The following is a 26337-nucleotide window of genomic DNA, read 5'->3' on the forward strand; positions in this document are numbered from 1 at the left end:
CGGTTCCGCTCACACCGGAGGGGCGGATCGTCGCCCGCCCGGCTACCAGGGCATGGCGCGGTCGGGTCCCCGCCGACTGTCGTCACCTGGTGATCGCTCACCCGCTTTCCTCCCGATCGGCCGCAGCCTCGGCGCGCAGCATCCGATGAGTCCAACCGTGCGCTCCGCGTCGGTAGACGATCCGCGCGTGGTTGCGGTCGGCCCTGCCCTGCCAGAACTCGACGCGCTCGGGGACGACACGCCACAGCATCCACTCCCCCGGTGCGATGCCCGCGCGCGCGGCCGCGGAGCGCGCCGCGAGGTCGGCTGCGCTCTCGGTCTCGGATGCCGGCACGACGCGTCCCCGCACGCGCACGGCGCGCATCAGCGGCTGCCACCAGAAGCTCAGTGCGGCGGCGGGATTCTGTCGCAGCTGTCCGCCCTTCGCGGAGTCGCGGTGCCCGGCGAACGCCCAGCCATGAGCGCCCACTTCTTTGAGGATCAGCGTGCGGGCATCCGGCATGCCGTCCGCATCGACCGTCGCGAGGGTCATGGCGTGGGCCTCGGGCACGCCGCGGTCGACGGCATCCGTGAGCCACTCGCCGAACAGCGTCTCAGGGTCGACGGGCAGGGCGTGCAGATCGAGTGCGGGTGCGGTGCCGGTGAGACTCGGAAGGGATCTCAACCATCCGGCGTCCGTCATGGGAGCGAGCCTACCTGCCCGCTCCCTTGACGGAACGCGATCAGTCGCGGATGCTCGCGCCGAAGCGCTCGGTCGCGAGGGCGACGCCGGCGAGCTTCGCCTCGGTCGCCTCGGCCGCGGTCAGAGTGCGATCGGATGCCCGGAAGCGCAGCGCGTAGCTGAGGCTCTTCTGCCCCTCGCCGAGCCCTTCGCCGCGGTAGTCGTCCACCAGACGGACCGATTCGAGCAGTTCCCCCGCTCCCTCGACCAGGGCGGCGCGCACCTCGGCGGCCGGGACCTCGTGGTCGACGACGAGCGAGACGTCCTGCGTGGCCGCGGGGAAGGTCGACAGCGAACCGGCGACCACGCGCTCCCCTGCCAGCGTCAGCAGACGGTCGAGATCGAGCTCGAGCACGAAGACGCGGCCCGGCAGGTCGGCGTCGGCCGACACCTGCGGGTGCAGCTCGCCGACGTACCCGATCGCCTCGCCGCGCACGCTCAGCGCGCCGGCGCGACCCGGGTGCAGTGCCGCACGCTGCGTCTGCGCCACATCGATGTCGACACCCGCGGCGACGGCGATCACCGTCACGGCGTCGAGTGCGTCGGCGAGCTCGACGTGCTCGGCCGATCTGCCGGGCTGACGCGGCGTGATGTTGCCCGCCAGGAGGGCGGCGACATGACGCGGCTGCGGCGGGATCGCGGCGTTCAGTGCGGCGATCGTCTCGTCGTCAGGGCGCTGGCCGAGCGGCGGGACGAACTCCGTGCCGTACTCGACGCCGGGCTCGGGCGTGAAGACCGAGCCGACCTCGAACACACCCAGATCGACCAGACCACGCGAGATGTTGCGGTGCGCGGTCTGCACCAGTCCCGGCAGCAGCGAGCGGCGCAGGAACGGCGCCTGTCCGTCGAGCGCGTTGGCCAGTCGGATGCCGGGAAGGCTCTCACCCGAGGCCGAGCCGTGCAGGTCGTTGGCCTCAGCGGTGGTGAACGGGAACGACGGCGTCTCGACGAAGCCTGCAGCCGCGAGGGCGTCTGCCACGCGCTTGCGGCCCTGCTGCAGCGCCGTGTATCCGCGGCCGGACGGCGGAGTCGGCAGCACCGAGGGGACGCGGTCGAGTCCGTGGATGCGCGCGACCTCTTCGACCAGCGTCCACTTGTCGGTGAGGTCGGGACGCCAGCTCGGCGGGATGACGAACCATCCGTCGTTCTGCTGGGTCCCTGAGCTCGTCGAAGGCGTGACCTCGGCGCCGATCATCTCGAGCGCGCCGACGACCTCCTGGTCGGTGTACTCGACGCCGATGAGGCCATCGGCGAACCCGCGCGGCAGGTCGATGCCGGCGATCTCGACCTCGGTGTACAGCGCACCGCCCTCGTCGGTCAGGCTGCCGCCGGCGAGCTCGACCATCAGGTCGGCGACGCGGCGCGCGGCGACGAACGGGACCAGCGGGTCGACGCCGCGCTCGAAGCGCTTGGACGCCTCGCTGGGGAGCTTATGACGACGCGCCGTGCGGGCGATCGTGACGGGATCGAAGGTCGCGGCCTCGATCAGCACATTCCGCGTGGTGTCGCTCATCTCGGTGGTGCCGCCGCCCATGACGCCGGCGAGGCCGATCGGTCCGGAGCCGTCGGTGATGAGCAGATCCTCGACGTGCAGTGCACGGTCCTGACCGTCGAGAGTCGTCATCCGCTCGCCCTCGGTCGCACGGCGCACGACGATGCCGCCCTGCAGCTTGTCGAGGTCGTACCCGTGGATCGGGTTGCCGAGCTCGAGCATCACGTAGTTGGTGATGTCGATCAGCACGCCCAGCGAGCGCATGCCGGCCAGCGCGAGGCGCGCGACCATCCACGGAGGGGTGGGGCGCGACGGGTCGACACCGCGCACCACGCGGGCGACGAACTCGCTGGCGCCCACCTTGCCGCGGATCGGCGCCCTGTCGTCGACGCGGATGTCGAAGCCGGAGCCCGGCTGCAGTTCGGCGAAGTCACGGTCGGCAGGGTCGCGGAACTCGGCTCCTGTGGCGTGCGCGTACTCCCGGGCGACGCCGCGGAGTGAGAATGCGTAGCCGCGGTCGGGCGTGACGTTGATCTCGACCGCCGCGTCGTTCAGGTGCAGCAGCTCGATGGCATCCGATCCGACCTCGGGATCGAGACCGAGGGTCGACAGCACGATGATGCCGTCGTGCTCGTCACCGAGACCCAGCTCGCGCGCCGAGGCGATCATGCCGTCGGAGACGTGACCATAGGTCTTGCGGGCGGCGATGGGGAACGGCCCCGGCAGCACGGCGCCGGGCAGGGTCACCACGACCTTGTCGCCGACGACGAAGTTGTGCGCGCCGCAGACGATGCCGCGGACACCGCCGTTCGCCGGGCCGACGTCGACCTGGCACCAGTTGATCGTCTTGCCGTTCTTCTGCGGCTCGGGGACGATCTCGAGCACCTGCCCGACGACCACCGGACCACTGATCTCGATGCGGTGGACGTCCTCCTCCTCGAAGCCCACCGAGAGGAACGACGCCAGGACGTCCTCCGGCGTGGCATCCGCTGCCACATCGACGTACTCGCGCAGCCAGGAAAGCGGAATGCGCATCACACCACCATCCCGAACTGCTCGCTGAAGCGCACATCGCCCTCGGCCATATCGCGCATGTCCTTCACATCGCTGCGGAACATCAGGGCGCGCTCGACGCCGATGCCGAACGCGAACCCGCTGTACGCCTCGGGGTCGATCCCCGCCGCGCGCAGCACGTTCGGGTTGACCATGCCGCAGCCGCCCCACTCGATCCAGCGTGCGCCGCCCTTGAAGGTCGGATGCCACAGGTCGAACTCGGCGGAGGGCTCGGTGAACGGGAAGTAGTTGGTGCGCAGGCGCGTCTTCGCCTCGGCTCCGAAGAGCTGGCGGGCCAGGTGATCGAGCGTGCCCTTCAGGTGTGCCATGGTGATGCCCTTGTCGACGACGAGGCCCTCGACCTGCGTGAACACCGGCAGGTGCGTCGCGTCGAACTCGTCGGTGCGGTAGACCCGGCCGGGGCACAGCACGTAGATCGGCACCTCGCGGTCGAGCATCGAGCGCACCTGAACCGGGCTGGTGTGCGTGCGCATCACCAGGTGACGCGAGGTCGGGTCGACGTAGAAGGTGTCCTGCTCCTGACGCGCCGGGTGGTCCTCGTCGAAGTTGAGCGCGTCGAAGTTGAACCACTCGTGTTCGAGCTCGGGTCCCTCCGCGATCTCCCAGCCCATTCCGACGAAGATGTCGCTGATCTGCTCCTGCATGAGAGGCAGCGGGTGCCTGGCGCCCACGCGCGAACGCGAGGCGATCGCCGTGATGTCGACCCGCTCGGACTCCAGCCGCGCCGCGGTCTCGGCCTCGGCGAGCTCAGTCTCCTTGGCGGCGAGTGCCTGGGTGACCCGGCCCCTGCCCTGCCCGATCAGCTTGCCGAACGTGGCCTTGTGCTCAGGGGCAACCTGGCGCATGGATGCGTTCAGGACGGCCAGCGGAGACCCGTCGGCGACGTGCGCTGCGCGGGCGGCTTTCAGCTGGGCGGTGTCGGATGCCGCGGCGATCGCCGCAAGCGCGGCATCGACGGCGGATTCGACCGCTTCGGAGGTGATCTCGGGAGTCTCTGACACGAGATCAGAGTCTACCGGCGCTCAGGACACGCGCCGTCCGGATGGCTCACCCTGCACCCGTGTTGGTGCCGTCGAACTTGCCGGCGCCTCTCTGCATGGCGATCACCTCGGTGACCGTCGAGCCCTCGTGGATGCGCGGATCCTGATCACCGGCGTCTGGGGTGTATCCCTTGAGCTTCGGCGACCGCCGGGTGCGCACCTCGAGCCACTTCGCGATGCCGGACAGGATCAGACACATCACGATGTAGATCCCGCCGATGACGAGCGCGGACTGCAGGATCGGGCGCCCCGGCTGCGAACTGAGCAGCTTGGCGTAGTACAGCAGCTCCTGGTAGGTGATGATGAACCCGAGCGCGGTGTCCTTCATGACGACGACCAGCTGCGCGACGATCACCGGCAGCATGGCGCGCACGGCCTGCGGCAGCAGGATCAGCATCATCACACCGCTCTTGCGGAGTCCGATCGCGTAGCCGGCCTCGCTCTGGCCACGGGGCAGCGCCTCGATTCCCGCCCGGAGCGCCTCGGCGAGCACCGAGCCGTTGTAGACCATCAGCGCCAGCACGACGGCCCAGTACGGGTCGACCTTCACCCCGAGCGTGGGGAGCCCGTAGTAGAGGATCATCATCATCACGAGCACCGGGACCGCGCGGAACAGCTCGGTGATGACGGTGACGGGCACGCGCACCCACTTGTGATCGGAGAGGCGTCCGATCGCGAGGATGAATCCCAGGGCGAGGCTGAGCACGGCGGCCAGTGCGAAGGCGCGCAGCGTGTTCAGCAGCATCTCGCCGATCGAGGACCAGACGACGCTGTAGGTGAAGACGTTCCACTTCGCGGCGCTGAACTGATTGGTGAGGGTCAGTCGCCAGACGATGAACGCGAGGAACGCGACGACCACCGCGACGGTGACGACCGCCAGGATCGCATTGCGGCGCCGTGCCCTCGGGCCGGGAACGTCGAAGAGGACGGAAGTCATCGTGCGATCCTCCAACGCTTCTCGAGGCTTCGCTGCAGCCAGGTGAGCAGCATGACCAGGGCGATGAAGATGAGTGCCACCCAGAGCAGGACCTCCATCGGGCTGCCCGTGCGGGTGTGGGAGTTCGAGATGGTCGACTGCAGCTGCGGCAGCACCGCGATCGAGAAGCCGGCCGCGACCGTGGTGTTCTTGAGCAGGGCGATGAACACGCTCATCATCGGCGGGACGACCGAGCGGAACGCCTGCGGCAGCACCACCAGGGTCATCACCTGCCCGAACGGCAACCCGATCGCCCTGGCCGCCTCGGCCTGACCGACCGGCACGGTGTTGATGCCCGCGCGCAGCGTCTCAGCCACGTACGTGGCCGTGTAGACGCCGATGGCGAGGATGCCGAGCACGGTGTTCGACAGGGTGGGCAGCGCCAGAGCGCTGTACCCGAAGACGAAGAAGAAGAAGACCAGTGTCAGCGGGGTGTTGCGCACCAAGGTGACGTACAGCGTGCCGACCGCACGGGCGACGGGCACCGGCGAGACGCGCATGGCGCCCACGATGGTCCCCAGCACCAGTGCGATGATGCCACCGCCGAAGAACACCAGCAGGGTGTAGGTGATGCCCTCGGCCCACAGGTCGAGGTTTCCGTTGATCGCGTCCACGGACGCTCCTTCTCTGAGGTGTCGACGGGGAGCTCGCCGCCGGTGTGCCGACGGCGGGCTCCCCGTCGATGCGGATTACTCGACCGGGTCGACGGCCGGCTGGTCGACCGAGATGCCCGACTGTCCGAGCGTCGCGTCGAAGATCGCCTGCCAGGTGTCGCCACCGTCGGTGAACAGCGTGTTGATGTGCTCCAGCAGGGCGGTGTCGCCCTTCGGGATGCCGACGCCGTAGCGCTCCTCGGTGAACAGTCCGTCGAGGACCTTCAGCTCGTCGGGGTTCTGTGCCGCGTAGCCGATCAGGATCGCCGCGTCCGTGGTGACCGCGTCGACCTTGCCGCTGAGCAGGTCCTCGACGCACTGCGAGTAGATGTCGTACTCCTGCGTCTTGATCTCGGGGTAGTTGTCCTTGATGTTCTGGATCGGCGTCGAACCCGTCGCCGAGCAGACCGTCATGCCGTTGAAGTCGGAGACGTCGCTGACCTCGGTCATCTCGCTGTCCGCTCCGACCAGGAAGCCCTGACCGGTGACGAAGTAGGGTCCGGCGAAGTCGATCTGCTCCTTGCGGGAGTCGGTGATCGAGTAGGTGCCGACGTAGTAATCGATGTCGCCGTTCACGAGCGCCTGCTCGCGGTTGGCCGAGGCGATCGGCTCGTAGGTGATGTCGCCCTCCTCGAACCCGAGCGAGGCCGCGATCCAGCGGGCGATCTCGATGTCGAAGCCGCTGCGCTCACCCGTGGTGACGTCGAGGTAGCCGAGGTTGGGCTGGTCTTCCTTGACGCCGATGATCGGGCCGCCGCGCTCGACCATCGCATCGAACGTGGGGCTGCCCTCGAGCTGGACGTCGGTGGCGACCTCGTATGCGGGTGCGTCGCCGCCATCCCCGCCGTCGCCGCCATCTCCACCCGGGCTGGTCGGGCTGCCGCTGTTGCAGGCGGTCAGTGCGAACAGGGCCACGGTCGCGATGCCGAGCCCTGCCAGTGTGCGTGTACGTCGCATGTTCGTCTCCTTATGGGATGGGTGGTCGGAAGTCAGTGCGTGAGCAGCTTCGAGAGGAAGTCCTTGGCCCGTGTGCTCTGCGGGTTGGTGAAGAACTCCTCGGGCGTGGCCTCTTCGACGATCTGCCCGTCGGCCATGAACACCACGCGGTTGGCGGCCTTGCGGGCGAAGCCCATCTCGTGGGTGACGACGATCATCGTCATGCCCTCCTTGGCCAGCCCGATCATCACGTCGAGCACCTCGTTGATCATCTCGGGGTCGAGCGCGCTGGTGGGCTCGTCGAACAGCATGACCTTCGGGCGCATGGCCAGGGCGCGCGCGATCGCCACGCGCTGCTGCTGTCCGCCGGAGAGCTGCGCGGGGAGCTTCGAGGCCTGCTGCGCCACGCCGACGCGCTCGAGCAGCGCCATGGCCTCCTTCTCAGCATCCACCTTCTTCAGTCCACGCACCTTGATCGGTCCGAGCGTGACGTTCTCGAGGATCGTCAGATGGGCGAAGAGGTTGAACGACTGGAACACCATGCCGACCTCGGCACGCAGATGCGCCAGGGCCTTGCCCTCGGCCGGCAGCAGCTTGCCGTCGATGCGGATCTCGCCGCTGGTGATCGTCTCGAGCCTGTTGATGGTGCGGCACAGCGTCGACTTGCCCGAGCCGGAGGGCCCGATCACCACGACGACCTCGCCCGTCTCGACGGTGAGGTCGATGTCCTTCAGCGCCTGGAAATCGCCGTAGTGCTTCTGCACGTTCTCGACGACCACGAGGGCGTCTCTGCTCTCTGCCATGACGACAACTCTAGGGCCGCAGGCGCCGGCGAACCGTGCGCGCACGGCGGGTTTTACCGTTTCGTGACCGTGCCCGATGGCCCGGGCGCGGCGTCGTCAGCCGGCGGCGCGCTGCGAGAAGGCGCTCTCGTACAGGCAGACACTCGCTGCGGTGGCGAGGTTCAGCGACTCGGCCCGGCCGAAGATCGGCAGCTTGAGGGCGTGATCGGCCAGCGCGAGGGCATCCGATTCGAGCCCGCGCGCCTCGTTGCCGAACAGCCAGGCCGTCGGGCGGTCCAGCACGCCCTCGGCGCGCGCGGCGAGCAGATCGTCGCCCTGCACATCGGCGGCCAGCACCTGCATGCCCGCGGCGTGCGCACGGGTGACCACGTCGTCGAGCTCGCCGCCCACCGAGATCGGCAGGTGGAACAGCGATCCGGTCGTGGAGCGGACGACCTTCGGGTTGTACGGATCGACGGTGCGGCCGGTGAGCACGACGGCATCCGCCCCCGCCGCGTCCGCGGCGCGGATGATCGTGCCGAGGTTGCCGGGATCGCGCACCTCCTCGCAGATCGCGATGAGCGTCGGGGATGCCGCGAAGATGTCCTTCACCGCGGTCGGCGTCTGCCTCGCCACGGCGACGAGCCCCTGCGGGGTGACCGTGTCGGCCATCGCCGAGAGGACGTCCTCGGTCACGTACTGCACCTCGAGGTCGGCGTCCGCCGCGAGGTCGCGCACGTCGGCGTGCTTCTCCCAGCTCGTCGGCGTCGCGAACAGCTCGACGATCGCCTCGGGCAGATAGCGCAGCGCCTCGCGGACCGCCTGCGGCCCCTCGAGCAGGAACAGCCCGGTCTCGGTGCGGGCGCTGCGCTTGGACAGCTTGGCGACGGCACGGACGCGGGGTGAGCGAGGATTCTCCAGCACGGGGCCAGTCTATCGGCGCGATGACCCCGATCCGGGGATGCGAAACGGGCGCCTCCCCGCAGGGAGACGCCCGTTTCCGGAGAGCGAACCGATCAGGCGGCCGACTTCGGAGCGTTGACGTCCGAGGGCAGCGCCTGCTTCGCGGTCTCGACCAGCGACGCGAACGCGGCGGCGTCGGTCACGGCGAGCTCGGCGAGCATGCGGCGGTCGACCTGCACACCGGCCAGGCCCAGACCCTGCATGAAGCGGTTGTACGTGATGCCGTTCTGGCGGGCAGCGGCGTTGATGCGCTGGATCCACAGACGACGGAAGTCGCCCTTGCGCTTGCGACGGTCACGGTACGCGTAGACGAGCGAGTGGGTGACCTGCTCCTTCGCCTTGCGGTACAGACGCGAACGCTGGCCACGGTAACCCGAGGCGCGTTCCAGGATGACGCGACGCTTCTTCTGGGCGTTTACGGCCCGCTTGACTCTAGCCATTTTCGTGTATTCCTCTTCGTACGTTCAGTCCGGGCGCTCAGCCGCGACCGAGAAGCTTGTTCGCGACCTTGGAGTCGGCCTTCGAGAGCACCTGGTCCTGGTTCAGGCGACGGGTGCGACGGCTCGACTTGTGCTCGAGGTTGTGGCGCATACCGGCCTGCTGCTTCTTCAGCTTTCCGCTGCCGGTGATCTTGAAGCGCTTCTTCGCACCCGAGTGGGTCTTCTGCTTCGGCATCTTCTCTTCCTTCGTGTGGCGCCCTGGCGGGCGACGGTGGATACCCGCTCGCAAGCGGGAGACTGGGGGGCCGCTCAGGCGGCGGATTCGTCCTTGGCGGCGTCGCCGCCCTGCGCGGCGGACTTCGCATCGCGGGCTGCCTGCTTGTTGGCGGAGCGGACGGCGTTCTGCTCTGCCTTGGCCTCGGACTTGTTCTTCAGCGGCGCGACGACCATCACCATGTTTCGGCCGTCGATGGTCGGGTTCGACTCGACCGTGCCGAACTCGGCGACGTCCTCGGCGAACTTGCGCAGCAGACGCACGCCCTGCTCGGGGCGCGACTGCTCACGTCCGCGGAACAGGATCATGGCCTTGACCTTGTCGCCCGCCTTGAGGAAGCCCTCGGCGCGCTTGAGCTTGGTCGTGTAGTCGTGGGCCTCGATCTTCAGGCGGAAGCGGACCTCCTTGAGGATGGTGTTCGCCTGGTTGCGGCGCGCTTCCTTGGCCTTCTGCGCGGCCTCGTACTTGAACTTGCCGTAGTCCATGATCTTGACCACGGGCGGCTTGGAGTTGGGCGCCACCTCGACGAGGTCGAGGTCGGCTTCCTGGGCCAGACGCAGCGCTGCCTCGATGCGGACAACGCCGATCTGCTCACCCGCGGGGCCGACGAGGCGGACCTCGGGGACGCGGATGCGCTCATTGGTACGGGGATCGCTGATGCGGAGCTCCTTAGACGTGGGTTTCGGCCACCGATCCGCTTTGTGCGTCTCGGGCGAAGTCGGAGTTCTCCCCACCCGCCGATGCATGAGAAGCACCGGCTTACACACCCTTTCCACCGGAATCCGGCGGGGTGCAGAACCCGGTAGCCTGGAACGGCAAGCGCGGGTGGGATTCGATCCTCTTTCGTACCGGAGCAGAAAGCTCCGGAGCCCGCAGAAGTCTACCAGAAAGCACCCCGAAGTGACGATTCCTGCTGACGACCACCGCCACGAGACCTGGGAACAGCAGGAGCGCGCCGCGAACGCGGCAAGCCGCGACATCGCCGACGTTCCCGCCGTCGAAGTGATCACCACGACGGCCGTGCACCTGATGAGCGCCGCCGCCGTCAAGCTGGGCCTGGCCGACGACCCCGACAACCAGCTCGATCTCGACGAGGCGCGCAAGCTGATCAACGCCCTGGCCGGGCTCATCACCGCCGGCGCCCCCGAGATCAGCAGCGCCCATGCCGCTCCCCTGCGCGACGGCCTGCGCTCACTGCAGCTCGCGTTCCGCGAGGCGTCGTCGATCCCGGATGCCATCGGCCAGGGCCCCGGCGAGAAGTGGACCGGGCCGGTCAACTGAGGCACTGAGAGCCGGCTGCGGGAAGGATCCCTGCGCTCGCAGAGCGGGTACCCCTCCCGCTTCGCGGGTCCCTCCCCGATGCTCGCTCCGGGAACCTTCCCTCCGCCTTGCGTCTCAGGTTGACCTTTGAATGAGAAGTGAGGAAGAGAGGTCAGGCGGAGCGGGTGAGCTTCACCGTCAGCGAGTCGACCAGCACGGCCATGCGGTCATCCGCCGCCCAGCGCTGGGCGAGCCGTGCGAGCACGGCGTCGAGGGTCTCGCGGTCGAGGCCGTCGATCAGCTCGAGGGTGACGATCAGCTCGGGACCGCGCATGCGGGCATCCGGATCACCGGCCGAGACCGACACGTCGATCACCGCCATCTCCTGGCCGATGCTCTCGTGCAGCGCCGTGAAGACCTCGGGCGAGAGGAAGCTCGGCTCCCAGGGCTGACCCTGCGCGATCGCCCAGACCGCAGGCCGCCGCAGCACGAACTCGGTGTCGGATGCCGGATCGAGCACGATCAGGTCGGTCTCCTCACCGGAGGCCGACAGCGCGACCCGCACCGCCTCGACCGGGATCGGCCGCGCCAGGGCATTCCATCGCCGCATCGTGTCGACCGACGAGAACACCGGCTGCACGCGCCGACCGTCCGGGGCTGCGACGGTGACGATCGACAGCTCCTGGCTCTTGTCGACCTTCAGGCCGGTGGGCCCGACACCCTCATCACCCTTCTCGGCGACGAGCGGCACGAGCACGCGGGCACGGCGGAACGCGTCGACGACCTCGACCTGGGAACCCTTGCCGGCACGGAAGCGCACCAGGGCCGCGAGCAGCGCGGGGTCGGCGGAGCCGTCGTCCCCCGCATTCGGGTTCGCCTCGAAGCTGCGCCCCTCCCAGGGGACACCGGCGGAATCGGCCGTGTTCGCCCCGCGGTCGCAGGCGTCGTCAGTCCCCTGCGACATCCAGTGCCTCAGCCAGCGTGAACTGACCGGCGTAGAGCGCCTTGCCGACGATCGCGCCCTCGACGCCCAGCGGCACGAGCTCGCGCAGGGCGGCGATGTCGTCGAGGTTCGAGACACCACCCGAGGCGATCACCGGCTTCGGGGTGCGCGAGGTGATCTCGCGCAGCAGATCGAGGTTCGGGCCGCGCAGTGTGCCGTCCTTGGTGACGTCGGTGACGACGTAGCGGCTGCACCCGGCCTCTTCGAGGCGCTCGAGCACCTCCCAGATGTCGCCGCCCTCCTTGGTCCAGCCGCGGGCCGCGAGCGTCGTACCGCGCACGTCGAGCCCGACCGCCACAGCCTCGCCGTAGCGGCTGATCACGTCGGCCGCCCACTCGGGGTTCTCGAGTGCCGCGGTGCCCAGGTTGATGCGCGCCGCGCCCGACTCGAGCGCCGCCTCGAGCGAGGCGTCGTCGCGGATCCCACCGGAAAGCTCGACGTTCACGCCACGGTACTGCTTGATGACCTTGCGCAGGATGGCCGTGTTGCTGCCGCGTCCGAATGCCGCATCGAGGTCGACGAGGTGGATCCACTGGGCGCCTGCGTCGACGAACTCGCCGGCCGCGTCGACGGGATCGCCGTAGTTGGTCTCGGTGCCGGCCTCGCCCTGGGTGAGTCGCACCGCCTTTCCGCCCGCGACATCAACGGCGGGCAGCAGGATCAGGGCAGGTGACTGTGCGAAATCGTTCATGTCTTCCTTGAAGAGGGGTGACGACGGCCCGAGTGGGCACGAGAGTCGAGAGTAGTCCGGGTCGGCGCTGCGCTCAAACCATGTTGCGCTTGTCAGAGCGCTTCGACCCAGTTGCGCAGCAGGCGGATGCCGGCGTCGCCGGACTTCTCGGGGTGGAACTGGGTCGCCGACAGCGGCCCGTTCTCGACGGCCGCGATGAAGCGCTCGCCGTGCGTGGCGTAGGTGACCGCGGGCTGCGGGAACGGCGGGATCACGTCGAGTTCCCAGGTCTTGGCCGCGTAGGAGTGCACGAAGTAGAAGCGCTCCTGCTCGATGCCGCGGAACAGCACCGTGCCCTCGCCCGGCTCGACCGTGTTCCAGCCCATGTGCGGCAGCACCGGTGCGTCGAGTTCGGTGACGGTGCCCGGCCACTCCCCCAGTCCCTCGACGTCGTGACCGCGCTCGACTCCGCGCTCGAACATGATCTGCATGCCGACGCAGATGCCGAGCACGGGACGCCCGCCCGCCAGTCTGCGGTCGACGATCTCGTCGCCGCCGTGGGCGATCAGGGCGTCTCGCACAGCGGCGAACGCCCCGACGCCCGGCACGACGAGCCCATCGGCCTCGAGGGCGCGACCGCGGTCACGGGTGAGCTCGACCTCGGCACCGGCGGCTGCGAGGGCCTTCACCGCCGAGTGGACGTTGCCAGACTCGTAGTCGAAGACGGCGACGCGGGGAGCGCTCACAGCGCTCCCTTGGTGGAGGGGATGCCCTCGACCAGTGGGTCGATGGCCTTCGCCTGCCGGAAGGCACGGGCGAACGCCTTGAACTCGGCCTCGGCGATGTGGTGCGGGTCACGCCCGCCGAGCACGCGCACGTGCACCGTGAGCCCGGCGTTCAGCGTGATCGCCTCGAACACGTGGCGGACGAGCGAGCCGGTGAAGTGGCCGCCGATGAGGTGGAACTCGAAGCCGGCCGGTTCGCCATCGTGCACCAGGAAGGGGCGACCCGAGATGTCGACGACGGCCTGCGCGAGGGCTTCGTCCAGGGGCACCAGTGCGTCGCCGTACCGCGAGATGCCCGCCTTGTCACCGAGGGCATCGCGGATGGCCTGTCCGAGCACGATCGAGATGTCCTCGACGGTGTGGTGGGCGTCGATGTGCGTGTCGCCCTTGGCCCGGACGGTGAGATCGGTGAGCGAGTGCTTTGCGAACGCGGTGAGCATGTGGTCGAAGAAGGGCACCGAGGTGTTGATGTCGGTCCGGCCCGTTCCGTCGAGGTTCACCTGCACCTCGACGGTCGACTCGGACGTGCTGCGGGTGCGCTGCGCGGTACGCGGCTGCGGGGCGGTGCGGGAGTCGCTCATGAGTGGGATCCTATCGATGCGAGGGCTTCGAGAAAGGCGCTGGTCTCGGCCTCGGTTCCTGCCGAGACGCGCAGGTGTCCGGGGATGCCGACATCACGGATCAGCACACCGCGCTCGTACAGAGCGCGCCAGAGTGCGGGCGGGTCATCGACCCCGCCGAAGAGCACGAAGTTCGACCACGACTCGTGCGGCGTGAAACCGAGCGCTTCGAGCGTGGCCGAGATGCGGTCGCGCTGCTCGACGATCTCGTCGACCATGCGCAGCATCGTGTCGGAGTTGCGGAGCGCTGCCAGGGCGGCGGCCTGAGTCAGGGCACTGAGGTGGTAGGGCAGCCGCACCAGGCGCAGCGCGTCGATGAAGGCCGGGTCCGCTGCGACGTAGCCGACGCGGGCGCCCGCGAACGCGAAGGCCTTGCTCATCGTGCGCGAAACCGCCAGCCGTGGGCGACCGTGCAGCAGGGTCACCGCCGATACCGCCTCGTGGGGGGCGAACTCGAAGTAGGCCTCGTCGACGATCACGACCCCGCGCGCGGCCTCGTACACGGCCTCGATCACGTCGAGCCCGAGCGGGGTGCCCGTGGGGTTGTTGGGTGCGCACACCATGACGACGTCCGGATCCGCGGCGGCCACCTGTGCCGCAGCATCGTCGGGACTCAGCGAGTAGTCGTCGTCGCGAGTGCCGGCCACCCAGCTCGCACCGGTGCCCTGGGCGATCAGCGGGTACATCGAGTAGGTCGGCGCGAACCCGAACACCGTGCGTCCGGGTCCGGCGAAGGCCTGCATGATGTGCTGCAGCACTTCGTTGGACCCGTTGCCCGCCCAGATCTGATCGGCGGTCAACCCGTGTCCGAGGTACTCGGCGAATCCCTCGCGGAGCGCCGTGAACTCGCGGTCGGGGTACCTGTTGACATCGCGCAGAGCGAGGGCGATGTCATCGAGGATGTCACTGGCGACCTCATCGGGAACCGGATGCGTGTTCTCGTTCACGTTCAGCGCGACGGGCAGAGGAGCCTGCGGGGCGCCGTAGGGAGTGAGTCCGCGAAGGTCATCGCGGAGGGGCAGCTCATCGAGGGAGGTCACCCTTCCCATCGTAGAGCGGGTGGCCGTGAGTGGAGGCTCGATGACGCCGGGCGTCAGCTCGTGTAGGCGGTGGGAATGGAGATCTCGGCACCGACCTGGATCGCACCGGAGCTGAGGTTGTTCAGGCGCTTGATGTCTTCGATGACCACGCGCGGGTCTGCGCCGGGTGCCGCTTCAGCGGCGATCGACCACAGGCTGTCACCCGGCAGCACGGTGACCGACTCGAACGAGACCGGCTCGCTGTGAGAGCCGGACGCGAGCGCCGAACCGCCGGCGAGCACTGAGAAGGCGATGCCCACCGCGACGGGAAGGGCCGCCGCCACCGCGAGCACCCGGCGACCACGGGCGGTGATCCGCAGCCGGGTGGCCATCGGGACCGGTCGGCTCGTCGTCGCCTGGATTCCGATCGTGCTCATGGTGACTCCTCTGCTCTCCCCGCCATGGGGTGGAAGTGGTACAGCTTTCGCATCCGGCATCCGGCCGGGGATGCCGGATGCGAAGCTACGTACCGAACTTATCTTCGATATCGAACATCTGTCAAGACTTCTTCGAAACCACACCCGTGACTTTGTCGACACGCTCGAACAGATCTTCCGATTCGGGCATGTTCTCGGATACGGTTTCGATGAAGACAGCCCACCATGGGCCACCGACATTCGAACCGGAACGCCGCGCAGCCGCGGTTCCCGCACCGGCAGGAACGCACGAAGGAGCACCGATGAGCGACACCCCCGCCCCCGCATCCGAGGCTCCGCGCACACGGCGTCGCAAGAATCTCAGCGCCAAGCAGATGGCGATCCTCGAGGTGATCCAGACGTCGATCGCCCGGCACGGCTACCCGCCGAGCATGCGCGAGATCGGCGACGCCGTCGGCCTGAAGTCACTCTCCAGCGTGACCCATCAGCTCGGCCAGCTCGAGCTCAGCGGCTACCTGCGCCGCGACCCGGGCAAGACGCGGGCCATGGAGGTGCTGATCGACCTGCCGGGCTCCGGCACCGAGAACCCCGCCGACACCTCGCCGACCGTCGGCGACGCCGCGCTCGTGCCCCTGGTCGGTCAGATCGCCGCCGGGGTGCCGATCACCGCCGACCAGCAGGTCGACGAGATCTTCCCGCTGCCGCGCCAGCTGGTGGGCAAGGGCGACCTGTTCATGCTCAAGGTCAGCGGCGAGTCGATGATCGATGCCGCGATCTGCGACGGGGACTGGGTCGTGGTGCGCACACAGAACACCGCCGAGAACGGCGAGATCGTGGCCGCCATGATCGACGGCGAGGCCACGGTCAAGACGTTCCGCCAGCGCGATGGCCACACCTGGCTGCTCCCCCGCAACTCCGCCTTCGAGCCGATCCTGGGCGACGATGCCGTGGTGCTCGGCAAGGTCGTGGCGGTGCTGCGCGCGGTCTGATCCACGCCCCCTCTGAACGCCGACGCCCCCTTCCAGATGCGCATCTGGGAGGGGGCGTCGACGGTGCGAGGGGGCGTCGGTGGATATCGCCTCGCGTATGCGCGGCTCAGACCGCGACCGACACGTCCTCACGCACGCGGCGGGTGGCCTCGACGATGTTGCGCAGCGAGGCGACCGTCTCGTCGTAGCCGCGGGTCTTCAGCCCGCAGTCGGGGTTGACCCAGAGCTGGCGCACGGGCAGCGCGTCGACGGCGCGACGCAGCAGCACCTCGATCTCGTCCACGCCGGGAACCCGCGGCGAGTGGATGTCGTAGACTCCAGGGCCGATGCCGTGATCGAATCCGTTCGCAGCGATGTCGTCGACCACGTCCATCCGGCTGCGAGCGGCCTCGATCGAGGTGACGTCGGCATCCAGCGCGCGGATCGCGTCGATGACGACGCCGAACTCCGAGTAGCAGAGGTGCGTGTGGATCTGGGTGGCGGCCGCCGCACCGCCGGTGGCGAGACGGAACGAGCCGACCGACCAGTCGAGGTATGCCGGCTGGTCGATGCTCTTCAGCGGCAGCAGTTCGCGCAGCGCCGGCTCATCGACCTGGATGATGCCGATGCCGGCCGCCTCCAGGTCGCCGATCTCGTCGCGCAGCGCGAGGGCGACCTGGTTGGCCGTCTCGCCCAGGGGCTGGTCGTCGCGCACGAACGACCACGCGAGGATCGTCACCGGGCCGGTCAGCATGCCCTTGACCGGCTTCACGCTCAGCGACTGCGCGTACGACGCCCACGACACGGTGATGGGCGCAGGACGCGACACGTCGCCCCACAGGATCGACGGACGCGTGGCGCGCGATCCGTAGGACTGCACCCAGCCGTGCTGGGTCACCGCGAAGCCGTCGAGGTTCTCGGCGAAGTACTGCACCATGTCGTTGCGCTCGGGCTCGCCGTGCACGAGCACATCGAGGCCCAGATCCTCCTGCAGCGCGACGACGCTGTCGATCTCGCGCTTGAGGAAGTCCTCGTAGTCGTCGGCGGGCAGCTCGCCGCGAGTGAACTGCGCGCGGGCGCGGCGGATGTCGCCGGTCTGCGGGAACGATCCGATGGTGGTCAGCGGCAGCGCCGGCAGGCCCAGCGCCCGCTGCGCCTCCTCGCGCGCCTCATAGGGTGCGCGTGCGAAATCGGCATCCGCCAGCGTGCGCCCGCGCACGGCGCCGTCGCGAACGCCCGGCGCATCCCGACGGTCGGCGAGTGCGGACGACGCCGCCTGCAGCTCCTCGGCGATGGCATCCGCACCCTGTGCGAGCCCGGCGGCGAGGGTGACGACCTGGCCGACCTTCTGGTCGGCGAAGGCGAGCCACGACACCAGACGGTCATCGAGCAGGCTCTCGTCGCTGACATCGTGCGGCACGTGCAGCAGCGACGTCGAGGTCGAGGCGGCGACCGATACGGCGCCGAGGGCACGCAGCTGCTCGAGCTTGCCGAAGGCGCCGGCGAGGTCGCCGCGCCAGATGTTGTGCCCGTCGATCACACCGCCGACGAGCGTCTTCTCACCGAGTTCGGGGAGCGCGGCCGGCACGCCACCGCGCACCAGGTCGATCGCGATCGCCTCGATGGGCGCGGCAGCCAGCACGGCGAGCGTGTCACCGAGCGCCGCGTAGGGCGCGGCGACGAGGATCGACGGACGCTCCGACTCGGCGCCCAGCACGGCGAGGGCGCGATGTGCGGCATCCGCCAGCGTCGCCGGGTCGGCCGGCAGCGACTCGCTCACCAGCGCGGGCTCGTCGAGCTGCACCCAGTCCGCGCCCGCGGCCTTCAGCCGGCCGAGCAGCTCGACGTACACCGGCAGCACATCGTCCAGACGGCTGAGCGGGTCGTAGCCCTCGGGTGCGGCATCCGACGCCTTCGCCAGCGCGAGCAGCGTGACGGGTCCGACGATGACCGGGCGGGTGCGGTAGCCGCCCGCGACCGCCTCACGCACCTGCTGCACGAGGCTGTCGTTCGAGAGCGAGAACGTCGTCTCCGGGCCGATCTCGGGAACCAGGTAGTGGTAGTTGGAGTCGAACCACTTCGTCATCTCCGACGCGGCGCGGTCACCCTCGCCGCGCGCGATGGTGAAGTAGGCCGGCAGGCCGATGGAGCCATCGGCGTCGCGCAGGTCCTCGAAGCGCGCCGGGATCGCACCGACCGTCACGGCGGCGTCGAGCACCTGGTCGTAGAACGAGAACGACTCGGGGATCGCCGAGTCCTCGCGACCGAGACCCAGCTCGGCGAGACGGGCGCGCGTCGCTGCGCGCAGCTCGGCGGCGGTGCTCTCGAGCTCAGCCAGGTCGGAGCGACCGGCCCAGAAGGACTCGACCGCCTTCTTCAGCTCGCGGCGACGGCCGATGCGCGGGTAGCCGAGGATCGTTCCAGCGGGGAAAGCGGTCATGGTGTTCCTTACTTCGATGGTGCGGAGAGCTGACAGTCGGGGATCACGTCCGCCGCGCGGAGGACGTCCAGCACGGTGTCGTGCTGGTTGAAGGCGTAGAGGTGCACCCCCGGTGCACCGCCGTCGACGACGGCGCGGACGAGATCGGATGCCCAGCGGATGCCGATCTGCCGGCGCCCTTCGGCGGTCGGCTCGATCTCGAGGGCGATGGCCAGTTCGCTCGGCAGCTCCTCACCGGTCAGCTCGAGCACGCGCGTCAGACGGGCGGGTGAGGTGATCGGCATGATTCCGGGCAGGATCGGGATGGTGACGCCGGCGCGACGCGCGCGCTCGACGAAGGCCAGGTAGTGGTCGGGATGGAAGAACAGCTGCGTGATCGCGAGGGTCGCCCCGGCCGCCTGCTTGGCCAGCAGCGCGTCGACGTGCTGACTGCTGTACGCGGAGCGCGGATGCCCGTTGGGGAATGCCGCGACGGCGATGTTCACCTTGCTGCGCGGCGCCACGCGCACCGCACCGGGGTTTCCGGGAACGGGCGACTCCTCGTACGGCGCCCGCTCGGCCTGCACCCGGTCGATGAGCTGTACCAGCTGCGCCGAGCTCTCGAGATCGCCGAGGAACGGCTCGTCCTCGTCGTGCCCGGCGGGCGGGTCGCCGCGCAGGGCGAGGAAGCTGCGCACTCCGGCGTCGAGGAACTCCCGGATCAGCCGGGCGGCGCCGGTGTAGGTGTTTCCGACGCAGGTCAGGTGGGCGAGCGGCTCGGTGTCGGTGTGCGCGCGGATGTAGCGCAGCACCTCGAGCGATCGCCCGCCCGTCGAGCCGCCCGCGCCGTAGGTGACCGAGAGGAAGTCGGGTCCGGCCGCGGCGAGGTGGTCGATCGTGGCGTGCAGGGCCTGCGTGCTGGCCTCGGTGCGCGGCGGGTACAGCTCGAAGGAGAACGGGACGCTGCTCATGACATTCTCCTCACGGTGTCGGGGTGCATAGGGCACGCCGGGGGCGCACCCAGAACGCTAAGTGAGCGGCCCGCTCGGATGCACGATGTGTGACGCCGTGTGACACTCGCGGTCCGCCGTTAGGCTCGGATGCATGACCTCGTCGTTCGGATCGTGGCCGTCTCCGTTCACCGCTGCGCACATCGCGCAGGCATCCCCCCGCATCGACGGGGCCCGCTTCGTGGGCGACGAGATCTGGTGGGGGGAATCGGTGCCCTCCGAGGGCGGGCGAATCACCGTGCGCAGCTCATCGGGAGCCGAGATCCTGCCGGCTCCGTGGAACGCGCGTTCGCGCGTGCACGAGTACGGCGGCGGGTCGTGGACGGCGGACGCCGACGGCACCCTGTTCTTCGTCGACGGCGCGGATCAGCGCGTGTATCGGATGCCCCGTGCCGGCGCCCCGGTGCCACTGACCGCACCGGGGGCGGCTTACGGGGGGCTGCGCGCGCAGCACGGGCGTCTGCTGGCGGTGCGCGAGGATCTGCGCCCCGAGCCGCACGTGCGCGCGATCGTCGAGATCCCGCTGGACGGGTCGGCCGCGGAGGACGACGCCGCATTGACGACCGTGATCGCGACGAGCGGATTCGTCGCGCACCCCGCGCTCTCGCCCGACGGCTCGCACGTCGCGTGGGTGCAGTGGAGCACGGTGCACATGCCGTGGGATCGGGCGCTGCTGCATGTCGCCCCCGTCGACGGTGATCAAGTCGCGGGCGGCGATCAGATCGCGTCGATCGCGACCAGAGCTGCGCTGCAGCCGGAGTGGACGGCCGACGACGAACTGCTCTACCTCGACGATCCGACCGGCAGGTGGAACCTGCAGCGTGTGCGTCTGACGGACACGTCCGCGACGCCGCCGCCCGAGCCGGTCGCTCCCGCCGATTCCGATACCGGTGGCGGACTGTGGGTGCTCGGCAACCGCTGGTATCAGCCGCTCGACGACGGCCGCATCGTCGCCGTGCGCACCAACGGTCAGGATGAGATCGTGCTCCTCGGCGCCGATGGCCGGGTCGAACTGCTGACCGTGCCGATCACGGCCGGCGCGAGTGTCGACGACGCCACCGGTTCGCGCGTGCTCATCTCGGGTTCCGGTGCGACGGTGGGCGCGGGCCTGTGGTGTCTCGACGTGGATCGCGGCACGGTGACGACCATCACCGGCGGCGACGAGGCGGACGCCGCCTGGGTGCCGCGTGCGCGGCCGGTCACGTTCGAGGGCCGGCACGGCGCCGTGCACGCCTTCGACTACCCGCCCGCCAACCCCGACGTCACGGCGCCGCAGGGCGAGCTGCCGCCGTACATCGTCATGGTGCACGGCGGTCCCACCTCGCACGTCTCAGGTGCCGCATCCACCGCCTATGCGTACTGGACCAGCCGGGGAATCGGCGTGCTGGATGTGAACTACGGCGGATCGACCGGCTACGGTCGCGCGTACCGCGAGCGCCTCGACGGCGCATGGGGTGTCGTCGACGTCGACGACGTGATCGCGGCGGCGCGCGGGTTGGCGGATGCCGGGCTCGCCGATCCCGACCGGATCGCGATCCGCGGCGGGTCCGCCGGAGGCTGGACCGTGCTGAGCGCGCTCGTGCGCGGCGGCACCTTCGGCGCCGGAATCTCACGGTACGGCGTCGCCGACCTGCGGATGCTGGCGGCCGAGACCCACGACTTCGAGGCGCGCTACCTCGACGGTCTCGTGGGCCCGCTGCCCGAGACGGAGGCGGTGTACATCGAGCGCTCTCCCCTGTCGCACGTCGATCGGATCGACGTGCCGGTGCTGCTGGAGCAGGGCAGCGAGGATCGGGTGGTGCCGCCGTCGCAGTCGGAGGCGATCCGCGACGCGCTGGCCGCCCGCGGCGTGCCGCACGAGTACGTGCTGTACGAGGGCGAGGGGCACGGGTTCCGCGCGGCGGAGACGATCATCTCGTCGCTGGAGACCGAGCTGCGCTTCCTCGGCCGGGTGTTCGGCTTCGACCCGCAGGTGTGAGGACTACTCCCCCATGCGGTTGCGGGTGCGCATGGCGCGCTCGGCCTCGCGGGTGTCCTGCCGCTCGCGCAGCGTCTGCCGCTTGTCGAACTCGCGCTTGCCCTTGGCCAGGGCGATCTCGACCTTGGCGCGCCCGTCCGAGAAATACAGTCGCAGCGGGATCAGCGTGTAGCCGCCGGCCGAGACGGCGTGCTCGAGCTTGTGGATCTCGTCACGGTGCAGCAGCAGCTTGCGGATGCGCTTGGCGGAGTGGTTGGTCCAGTGCCCCTGCGAGTACTCCGGGATGTGCACCGCGTCGAGGAAGGCCTCGCCGCCCTTGATGTACGCGTAGCCGTCGCTGAGGTTCGCGCGCCCCTGGCGCAGCGACTTCACCTCGGTGCCGGTGAGCACGAGGCCTGCTTCGTACGACTTCTCGAGGTTGTAGTCGTGACGCGCGCGACGGTTGGTCGCGATGACCTTCTCACCGCGTTCCCTGGGCATGTTCTTCTCCTGACGATGGGCAGCCCACAAGTATATGCCGGATGTGGCCGCGCGCGCAGCCGGTGCTAAGCGCGCAGCCAGCGGCGGATCGCGAAGCCGGCCGACAGGGCGGCGAGCACGATGCCGATCCCGATCAGCACCGGCACCACGAAGACGGCATCCGACATCCCGACCAGCGGACGCATGAACGGCACCCGCTCGGCGAGATAGCCCTCGACCCCGAATTGCACGCCGGCGAGCACCGCGCCGCTGGCGAGCACCGAGCCGAGGAACGCCGCGAACACACCCTCGAGCACGAACGGCAGCTGGATCGATCGGTTCGACGCGCCGACCAGACGCATGATCGCGATCTCCTTGCGGCGGGCGTACGCCGACAGGCGGATGGTCGTGCCGATCAGCAGCACCGCCGCGATCAGCATGAGAGCCGCGACACCGACGGCGATGTACGTCGCCACCGTCAGCCCCGAGAAGAGCGGATCGAGCAGCTTGCGCTGGTCCTGCACCTCGTCGACACCGGAAACGCCCGAGAACGCCTCGCTGATGACGTCGGACTGCTGCGGGTCCTTCAGGGTGACGCGGAACACCTCGCCCATGTTCTCGACGCCGAACGCTCCTGCCTGCTCCTCGCCGAAGCGCTCGACCCAGAGCTCGAAGGTGGCCTGCTTGTCTTCGAAGACCACGTCGCTGATCAGCGGCGACAGGGCGTCGCCGTCGAGATCCTGCTGGATCCTCTCCACCTGCTCGGGGGTGGCCGCCCCGTCGACGCAGTTCGCCGACGTCGACAGCGGAGAGCACATGTACACCGTGACCTCGGCCTGCTCGCCCCAGTACGCGCGCATGGTGCTGATCTGGGTCTGCATGAGGATCGCCGCGCCCACGAAGGTCAGCGACACGAAGGTGACCAGCACGACCGAGATGACCATGGAGATGTTGCGGCGCAGCCCTGCGAGTGCCTCACCGACGATGAGTCCGAATCTCATGACGTGGGACCCACTTCCTCGTCGTCGCCGTCGGAGAGGCCGAGACGATCGGCCATGCCGAGCTCGGCGACGTCGACCTCAGGCAGGATGATCGGGTTCGTGCGCGGCACGCGGGCGGAGGCCTGCTCGTCGCCGGATGCCGGCGCCTGCCCGGCGTCCGCGGGCTCGCCGGATGCCGCGGGCTCGGCGGCGCGAGTGGGTCGGTTCGTCTCGGCGGGCGGGTCGGGCGGGCGCACCTCGGGGACGGCAGCGGTCTCGCGCTGCACCTCCTGCACGGCTGTCAGCGCCGCTGCGGCGGCAGCGCCGCGCACCGTCTCGGGCTGCAGACGCGGGATGCTGGAGGTGTCGCCGTAGCCGCCACCCAGCTCGTCGCGCACCATCACGCCGTTCTGCAGCTCGATCACGCGCCGCTGCATCTGGTCGACGAACGCGGCCTCGTGCGTCGCCATCACCACGGTCGTGCCGCCGGCGTTGATGCGGGTGAGCAGCTGCATGATGCCGACCGAGGTGGCCGGGTCGAGGTTTCCGGTGGGCTCGTCGGCCAGCAGCACCTTGGGCCGGTTGACGATGGCGCGTGCGATCGCGACGCGCTGCTGCTCGCCGCCGGAGAGCTCATGCGGCATGCGCTTGGCCTTGCCGTCGAGGCCGACCAGCGCGAGCGCCTCGGGCACGGCCTGCTGGATGAATCCGCGTGAGGAGCCGATCACCTGCAGGGAGAAGGCGACGTTCTGCGCCACGGTCTTCGACGGCAGCAGGCGGAAGTCCTGGAACACCGACCCGATCTGGCGCCGGAAGTAGGGCACCTTGCGGTTGGCGAGCGAGCGCAGGTCCCGACCGAGCACGGCGACACGGCCGGTGGTGGGCACGTCTTCGCGGAGGATCAGACGCAGGCAGGTGGACTTCCCCGAGCCCGATGCTCCGACGAGGAACACGAACTCACCCGCCTCGACGTTGAAGTCGACATCGGAGAGCGCCGGGCGTTTGGTGCCGCGATAGCGCTTGGTGACGTTTTCGAACCGGATCATGGCGTTTCGAGCCTAGGCGCGCGTCGCCGTTCGAGGCACAGCGACACTCCCCGGGTGTCGGGTGGCGGCGATCAGGCACCTGCCCGCGTCCTGCGACTGATATACACGTAGGGGCGCATTTCGACGCCGATGAGGGGATGCCGGCCGAGGCCGGGACAGACGTGAGGAGGGTGCTGCCATGAGCACGCCTGCAGGATGGTACGACGACGGATCCGGTCGTCAGCGCTGGTGGGACGGCCAGCAGTGGACCGAGAACTTCGCCCCGGAGGGGCAGAACGCGGCTGACGCCGCGACGTCGGAGGCCGGCATCCCGGCCTTCGACCCCGACGCGACCGTGCTGCGCGAAGACATCGCCACGCCGGCATCGCAGGACGAGCAGCCCACTCAGGCCTACCCGCCCTCGGATGTCGCTGCGCCCGGCTACGCGCCTCCGGCCGCGCCCGGGTTCGCCGATGTGAACGCGACCGCGGCCTACCCCGGTGCCTACCAGGCGCCCGGCACGGGAGATCAGTATGGGGCCTATCAGGGGGGCGGTGCCTACCAGGGCCCCGGCGAGCCGGCCGGGCCAAAGAAGAAGGTCTCTGTCATCGGCTGGATCGCCTTCGGCGTTGCACTGCTGGGGCTGCTGATCTGCTGGATTCCCTTCGTCGGTCTCTTCCTGCCGGTTATCGGTCTCGTGCTCTCGATCATCGCCCTGTTCATGAAGGGCGCGAAGTGGCCGGGCATCGTCGGGCTTGTCGCATCCGTGATCGGCTTGATCGTTTCGGTCCTGATCGTGATCGGCATCTTCGCACTCGCCCAGCAGGCGAGCGAGTACAGCAGCTACCCGTCCTCAACCTCCGACACCGTCGAGCCCGACGAGACCGACTCCGATGAGCCCACCGACGCCTCGGGCGAGGGTCGCCCCTCGGCCGACGAGGTCGCCACCGGGTTCGAGGAGATCATCGCGACGATGGGCATGACCGACGAACTCACCGACGAGCAGATCACCTGCTACGCCGACTACTTCGTGGCCTCCGACATCCCCGACGAGACCCTGTGGGTGATCGCCTCGGGTGACGAGACGCTCTCCGACGTCGATGCCGCCACCGAGTTCACCGAGAAGCTCACCGACGGCATGAGCACCTGCCTGATCCCGTAAGCGGGACCGTCGACACGACGAAGGCCCGGGAGCGCTGCTCCCGGGCCTTCGGTCTGTGCCCCCGTCTGTGCGGGGTGAGGATCAGTCCTCTTCTTTGCGCTTGCGCCAGCGGATGCCCGCCGAGATGAAGTCGTCGAGGTCGCCGTCGAACACGCGGTCGGGGTTGCCGGACTCGTGTCCGGTGCGCAGGTCCTTGACCAGCTGCTGGCCGTAGAGGAAGTACGAGCGCATCTGGTCGCCCCAGCTGGCGGTGATGTTGCCCGCAAGCTCCTTCTTCTTCGCCGCTTCCTGCTCCTTCTGCAGCAGCAGCAGGCGGGTCTGCAGCAGGCGCATGGCGGCGGCGCGGTTCTGGATCTGCGACTTCTCGTTCTGCATCGAGATGACGATGCCGGTCGGCAGGTGGGTGATGCGCACGGCGGAGTCGGTGGTGTTGACCGACTGTCCTCCGGGACCGGACGAGCGGAACACATCGACGCGGATGTCACCCTCGGGGATCTCGACCTCGGTGGCCTCCTCCATCAGCGGGATGACCTCGACGGCGGCGAACGAGGTCTGCCGCTTGTCGGCCGAGCCGAACGGACTGATCCGCGCGAGGCGGTGCGTGCCTGCCTCGACCGACAGGGTTCCGAACGCGTACGGAGCGGTGATCTCGAAGGTCGCCGACTTGATGCCGGCGCCCTCGGCGTAGGAGGTGTCCATCACCTTGGCGGGATATCCATGGTGCTCGGCCCAGCGCAGGTACATGCGCATGAGCATCTCGGCGAAGTCGGTGGCGTCGTCGCCGCCCGCACCGGAGCGGATCGTGATGATCGCGTTGCGGTCGTCGTACTCGCCGTCGAGGAGCGTCTGCACCTCGAGCTGGTTGATCGTGTCGGTGAGACCGGCGAGCTCGCGACGGGCCTCTTCGGCCGAGTCCTCGTCCTGCATCTCGTTGGCGAGGTCGACGAGCACCTCGAGGTCGTCGAGACGCTGCTCGACCTCGGTGACGCGCTTGAGGTCTGCCTGCTTGTGGCTGAGCGCGCTGGTCACCTTCTGCGCTTGCTCGGGGTCGTCCCAGAGATCCGGGGCCCCCGCTTCTTCGCTGAGTCGCGCGATGTCGGATTGGAGCCCCTGGACGTCGACGACCTCGCGGATGTCGCCGAAGGTGTGTCGCAGGGCCTGGATGTCGGCGGAGAGATCGAGTTCGAACAT

At 69.2% G+C, this 26337-nt stretch carries 27 protein-coding genes; 4 read left to right on the forward strand and 23 right to left on the reverse strand.

The features are described 5' to 3' along the window. Positions 1-97: 97 nt before the first annotated feature. The 11 genes from WDU99_RS08135 to infC all read right to left on the reverse strand — a co-directional run bounded on the left by WDU99_RS08135 (position 98) and on the right by infC (position 10010). On the reverse strand, positions 98-682 hold the full coding sequence (locus tag WDU99_RS08135) for a pyridoxine/pyridoxamine 5'-phosphate oxidase (RefSeq protein WP_337331954.1): 585 nt from the start codon (positions 680-682) through the stop codon (positions 98-100). A gap of 40 nt (positions 683-722) precedes the next feature. After that, positions 723-3248 (reverse strand): phenylalanine--tRNA ligase subunit beta, encoded by a 2526-nt coding sequence (gene pheT, locus WDU99_RS08140; RefSeq protein WP_337331955.1) that lies wholly within the window; start codon positions 3246-3248, stop codon positions 723-725. Further along, entirely contained in the window at positions 3248-4288 is a 1041-nt protein-coding gene (gene pheS / locus WDU99_RS08145) for a phenylalanine--tRNA ligase subunit alpha (RefSeq protein WP_337331956.1), read from the reverse strand. Before pheS ends, pheT begins: the two co-directional genes overlap by 1 nt. Before the next feature lie 46 nt (positions 4289-4334). Continuing rightward, on the reverse strand, positions 4335-5264 hold the full coding sequence (locus WDU99_RS08150; RefSeq protein ID WP_337331957.1) for an amino acid ABC transporter permease: 930 nt from the start codon (positions 5262-5264) through the stop codon (positions 4335-4337). Next, entirely contained in the window at positions 5261-5917 is a 657-nt protein-coding gene (locus tag WDU99_RS08155; protein WP_337331958.1) for an amino acid ABC transporter permease, read from the reverse strand. The genes WDU99_RS08150 and WDU99_RS08155 overlap by 4 nt, the downstream gene beginning before the upstream one ends. A gap of 75 nt (positions 5918-5992) precedes the next feature. Further along, the gene (locus tag WDU99_RS08160) at positions 5993-6913 is read right to left on the reverse strand and encodes a glutamate ABC transporter substrate-binding protein (protein ID WP_337331959.1); all 921 of its coding nucleotides are present in this window, start codon (positions 6911-6913) and stop codon (positions 5993-5995) included. Positions 6914-6945: 32 nt separating this feature from the next. Further along, on the reverse strand, positions 6946-7695 hold the full coding sequence (locus WDU99_RS08165; protein ID WP_337331960.1) for an amino acid ABC transporter ATP-binding protein: 750 nt from the start codon (positions 7693-7695) through the stop codon (positions 6946-6948). Between the two features lie 96 nt (positions 7696-7791). After that, positions 7792-8598: a TrmH family RNA methyltransferase gene (locus WDU99_RS08170; RefSeq protein ID WP_337331961.1), complete on the reverse strand. Its 807-nt coding sequence runs from the start codon at positions 8596-8598 to the stop codon at positions 7792-7794. Between the two features lie 92 nt (positions 8599-8690). Next, positions 8691-9077: a 50S ribosomal protein L20 gene (rplT, locus tag WDU99_RS08175; RefSeq protein WP_337331962.1), complete on the reverse strand. Its 387-nt coding sequence runs from the start codon at positions 9075-9077 to the stop codon at positions 8691-8693. A gap of 37 nt (positions 9078-9114) precedes the next feature. Beyond that, positions 9115-9312 (reverse strand): 50S ribosomal protein L35, encoded by a 198-nt coding sequence (rpmI, locus tag WDU99_RS08180; RefSeq protein ID WP_179410442.1) that lies wholly within the window; start codon positions 9310-9312, stop codon positions 9115-9117. 74 nt (positions 9313-9386) lie between these two features. Further along, the gene (infC, locus tag WDU99_RS08185; RefSeq protein ID WP_337332179.1) at positions 9387-10010 is read right to left on the reverse strand and encodes a translation initiation factor IF-3; all 624 of its coding nucleotides are present in this window, start codon (positions 10008-10010) and stop codon (positions 9387-9389) included. A gap of 247 nt (positions 10011-10257) precedes the next feature. Between infC and WDU99_RS08190 the strand changes: the two genes are divergently transcribed. Then, positions 10258-10632, forward strand: a complete 375-nt coding sequence (locus tag WDU99_RS08190; RefSeq protein ID WP_337332180.1) for a DUF1844 domain-containing protein — start codon at positions 10258-10260, stop codon at positions 10630-10632. A gap of 151 nt (positions 10633-10783) precedes the next feature. Here the strand turns inward: WDU99_RS08190 and WDU99_RS08195 are convergent, their stop codons facing one another. From WDU99_RS08195 to WDU99_RS08220, 6 genes are all read right to left on the reverse strand, one after another. Then, on the reverse strand, positions 10784-11575 hold the full coding sequence (locus WDU99_RS08195; RefSeq protein WP_337331963.1) for an SseB family protein: 792 nt from the start codon (positions 11573-11575) through the stop codon (positions 10784-10786). Further along, complete coding sequence (gene priA, locus WDU99_RS08200; RefSeq protein ID WP_337331964.1) at positions 11559-12305, reverse strand: bifunctional 1-(5-phosphoribosyl)-5-((5-phosphoribosylamino)methylideneamino)imidazole-4-carboxamide isomerase/phosphoribosylanthranilate isomerase PriA; 747 nt, start codon at positions 12303-12305, stop codon at positions 11559-11561. Before priA ends, WDU99_RS08195 begins: the two co-directional genes overlap by 17 nt. 92 nt (positions 12306-12397) lie before the next feature. Further along, entirely contained in the window at positions 12398-13030 is a 633-nt protein-coding gene (gene hisH, locus WDU99_RS08205; RefSeq protein WP_337331965.1) for an imidazole glycerol phosphate synthase subunit HisH, read from the reverse strand. Then, a complete protein-coding gene (gene hisB / locus WDU99_RS08210) occupies positions 13027-13650 on the reverse strand; it encodes an imidazoleglycerol-phosphate dehydratase HisB (RefSeq protein WP_337331966.1) in 624 nt (207 codons plus the stop codon). Before hisB ends, hisH begins: the two co-directional genes overlap by 4 nt. Continuing rightward, on the reverse strand, positions 13647-14738 hold the full coding sequence (locus tag WDU99_RS08215; protein WP_337331967.1) for a histidinol-phosphate transaminase: 1092 nt from the start codon (positions 14736-14738) through the stop codon (positions 13647-13649). The genes hisB and WDU99_RS08215 overlap by 4 nt, the downstream gene beginning before the upstream one ends. A 44-nt stretch (positions 14739-14782) precedes the next feature. Then, a complete protein-coding gene (locus WDU99_RS08220) occupies positions 14783-15145 on the reverse strand; it encodes a LysM peptidoglycan-binding domain-containing protein (RefSeq protein ID WP_337331968.1) in 363 nt (120 codons plus the stop codon). A gap of 302 nt (positions 15146-15447) precedes the next feature. Between WDU99_RS08220 and lexA the strand changes: the two genes are divergently transcribed. After that, a complete protein-coding gene (gene lexA / locus WDU99_RS08225; protein WP_337331969.1) occupies positions 15448-16134 on the forward strand; it encodes a transcriptional repressor LexA in 687 nt (228 codons plus the stop codon). Between the two features lie 106 nt (positions 16135-16240). On the opposite strand, the gene metE is transcribed toward lexA, so the two are convergent. Then, positions 16241-18553 carry a 5-methyltetrahydropteroyltriglutamate--homocysteine S-methyltransferase gene (gene metE, locus WDU99_RS08230; RefSeq protein ID WP_337331970.1) on the reverse strand — a complete coding sequence of 771 codons (2313 nt, stop codon included), beginning with the start codon at positions 18551-18553 and terminating at the stop codon, positions 16241-16243. Between the two features lie 8 nt (positions 18554-18561). Next, the gene (locus tag WDU99_RS08235; RefSeq protein ID WP_337331971.1) at positions 18562-19503 is read right to left on the reverse strand and encodes a methylenetetrahydrofolate reductase; all 942 of its coding nucleotides are present in this window, start codon (positions 19501-19503) and stop codon (positions 18562-18564) included. 133 nt (positions 19504-19636) lie between these two features. Here WDU99_RS08235 and WDU99_RS08240 point away from each other — a divergent pair, with 133 nt between their 5' ends. Further along, positions 19637-21520, forward strand: coding sequence for a prolyl oligopeptidase family serine peptidase (locus WDU99_RS08240; RefSeq protein WP_337331972.1), 1884 nt, complete (start codon positions 19637-19639; stop codon positions 21518-21520). A gap of 3 nt (positions 21521-21523) precedes the next feature. On the opposite strand, the gene smpB is transcribed toward WDU99_RS08240, so the two are convergent. The 3 genes from smpB to ftsE all read right to left on the reverse strand — a co-directional run bounded on the left by smpB (position 21524) and on the right by ftsE (position 24005). Further along, positions 21524-22000, reverse strand: coding sequence for an SsrA-binding protein SmpB (gene smpB, locus WDU99_RS08245; protein WP_337331973.1), 477 nt, complete (start codon positions 21998-22000; stop codon positions 21524-21526). Positions 22001-22065: 65 nt separating this feature from the next. Continuing rightward, the gene (ftsX, locus tag WDU99_RS08250) at positions 22066-22980 is read right to left on the reverse strand and encodes a permease-like cell division protein FtsX (protein ID WP_337331974.1); all 915 of its coding nucleotides are present in this window, start codon (positions 22978-22980) and stop codon (positions 22066-22068) included. Then, complete coding sequence (gene ftsE / locus WDU99_RS08255) at positions 22977-24005, reverse strand: cell division ATP-binding protein FtsE (protein ID WP_337331975.1); 1029 nt, start codon at positions 24003-24005, stop codon at positions 22977-22979. The genes ftsX and ftsE overlap by 4 nt, the downstream gene beginning before the upstream one ends. 178 nt (positions 24006-24183) lie before the next feature. Here ftsE and WDU99_RS08260 point away from each other — a divergent pair, with 178 nt between their 5' ends. Further along, positions 24184-25146, forward strand: coding sequence for a DUF2510 domain-containing protein (locus WDU99_RS08260; RefSeq protein WP_337331976.1), 963 nt, complete (start codon positions 24184-24186; stop codon positions 25144-25146). Positions 25147-25227: 81 nt separating this feature from the next. On the opposite strand, the gene prfB is transcribed toward WDU99_RS08260, so the two are convergent. Next, complete coding sequence (gene prfB / locus WDU99_RS08265; protein WP_337331977.1) at positions 25228-26337, reverse strand: peptide chain release factor 2; 1110 nt, start codon at positions 26335-26337, stop codon at positions 25228-25230.

Origin of the sequence: Microbacterium bandirmense, assembly GCF_037204185.1 — a bacterium.
GTDB lineage: Bacteria > Actinomycetota > Actinomycetes > Actinomycetales > Microbacteriaceae > Microbacterium > Microbacterium bandirmense.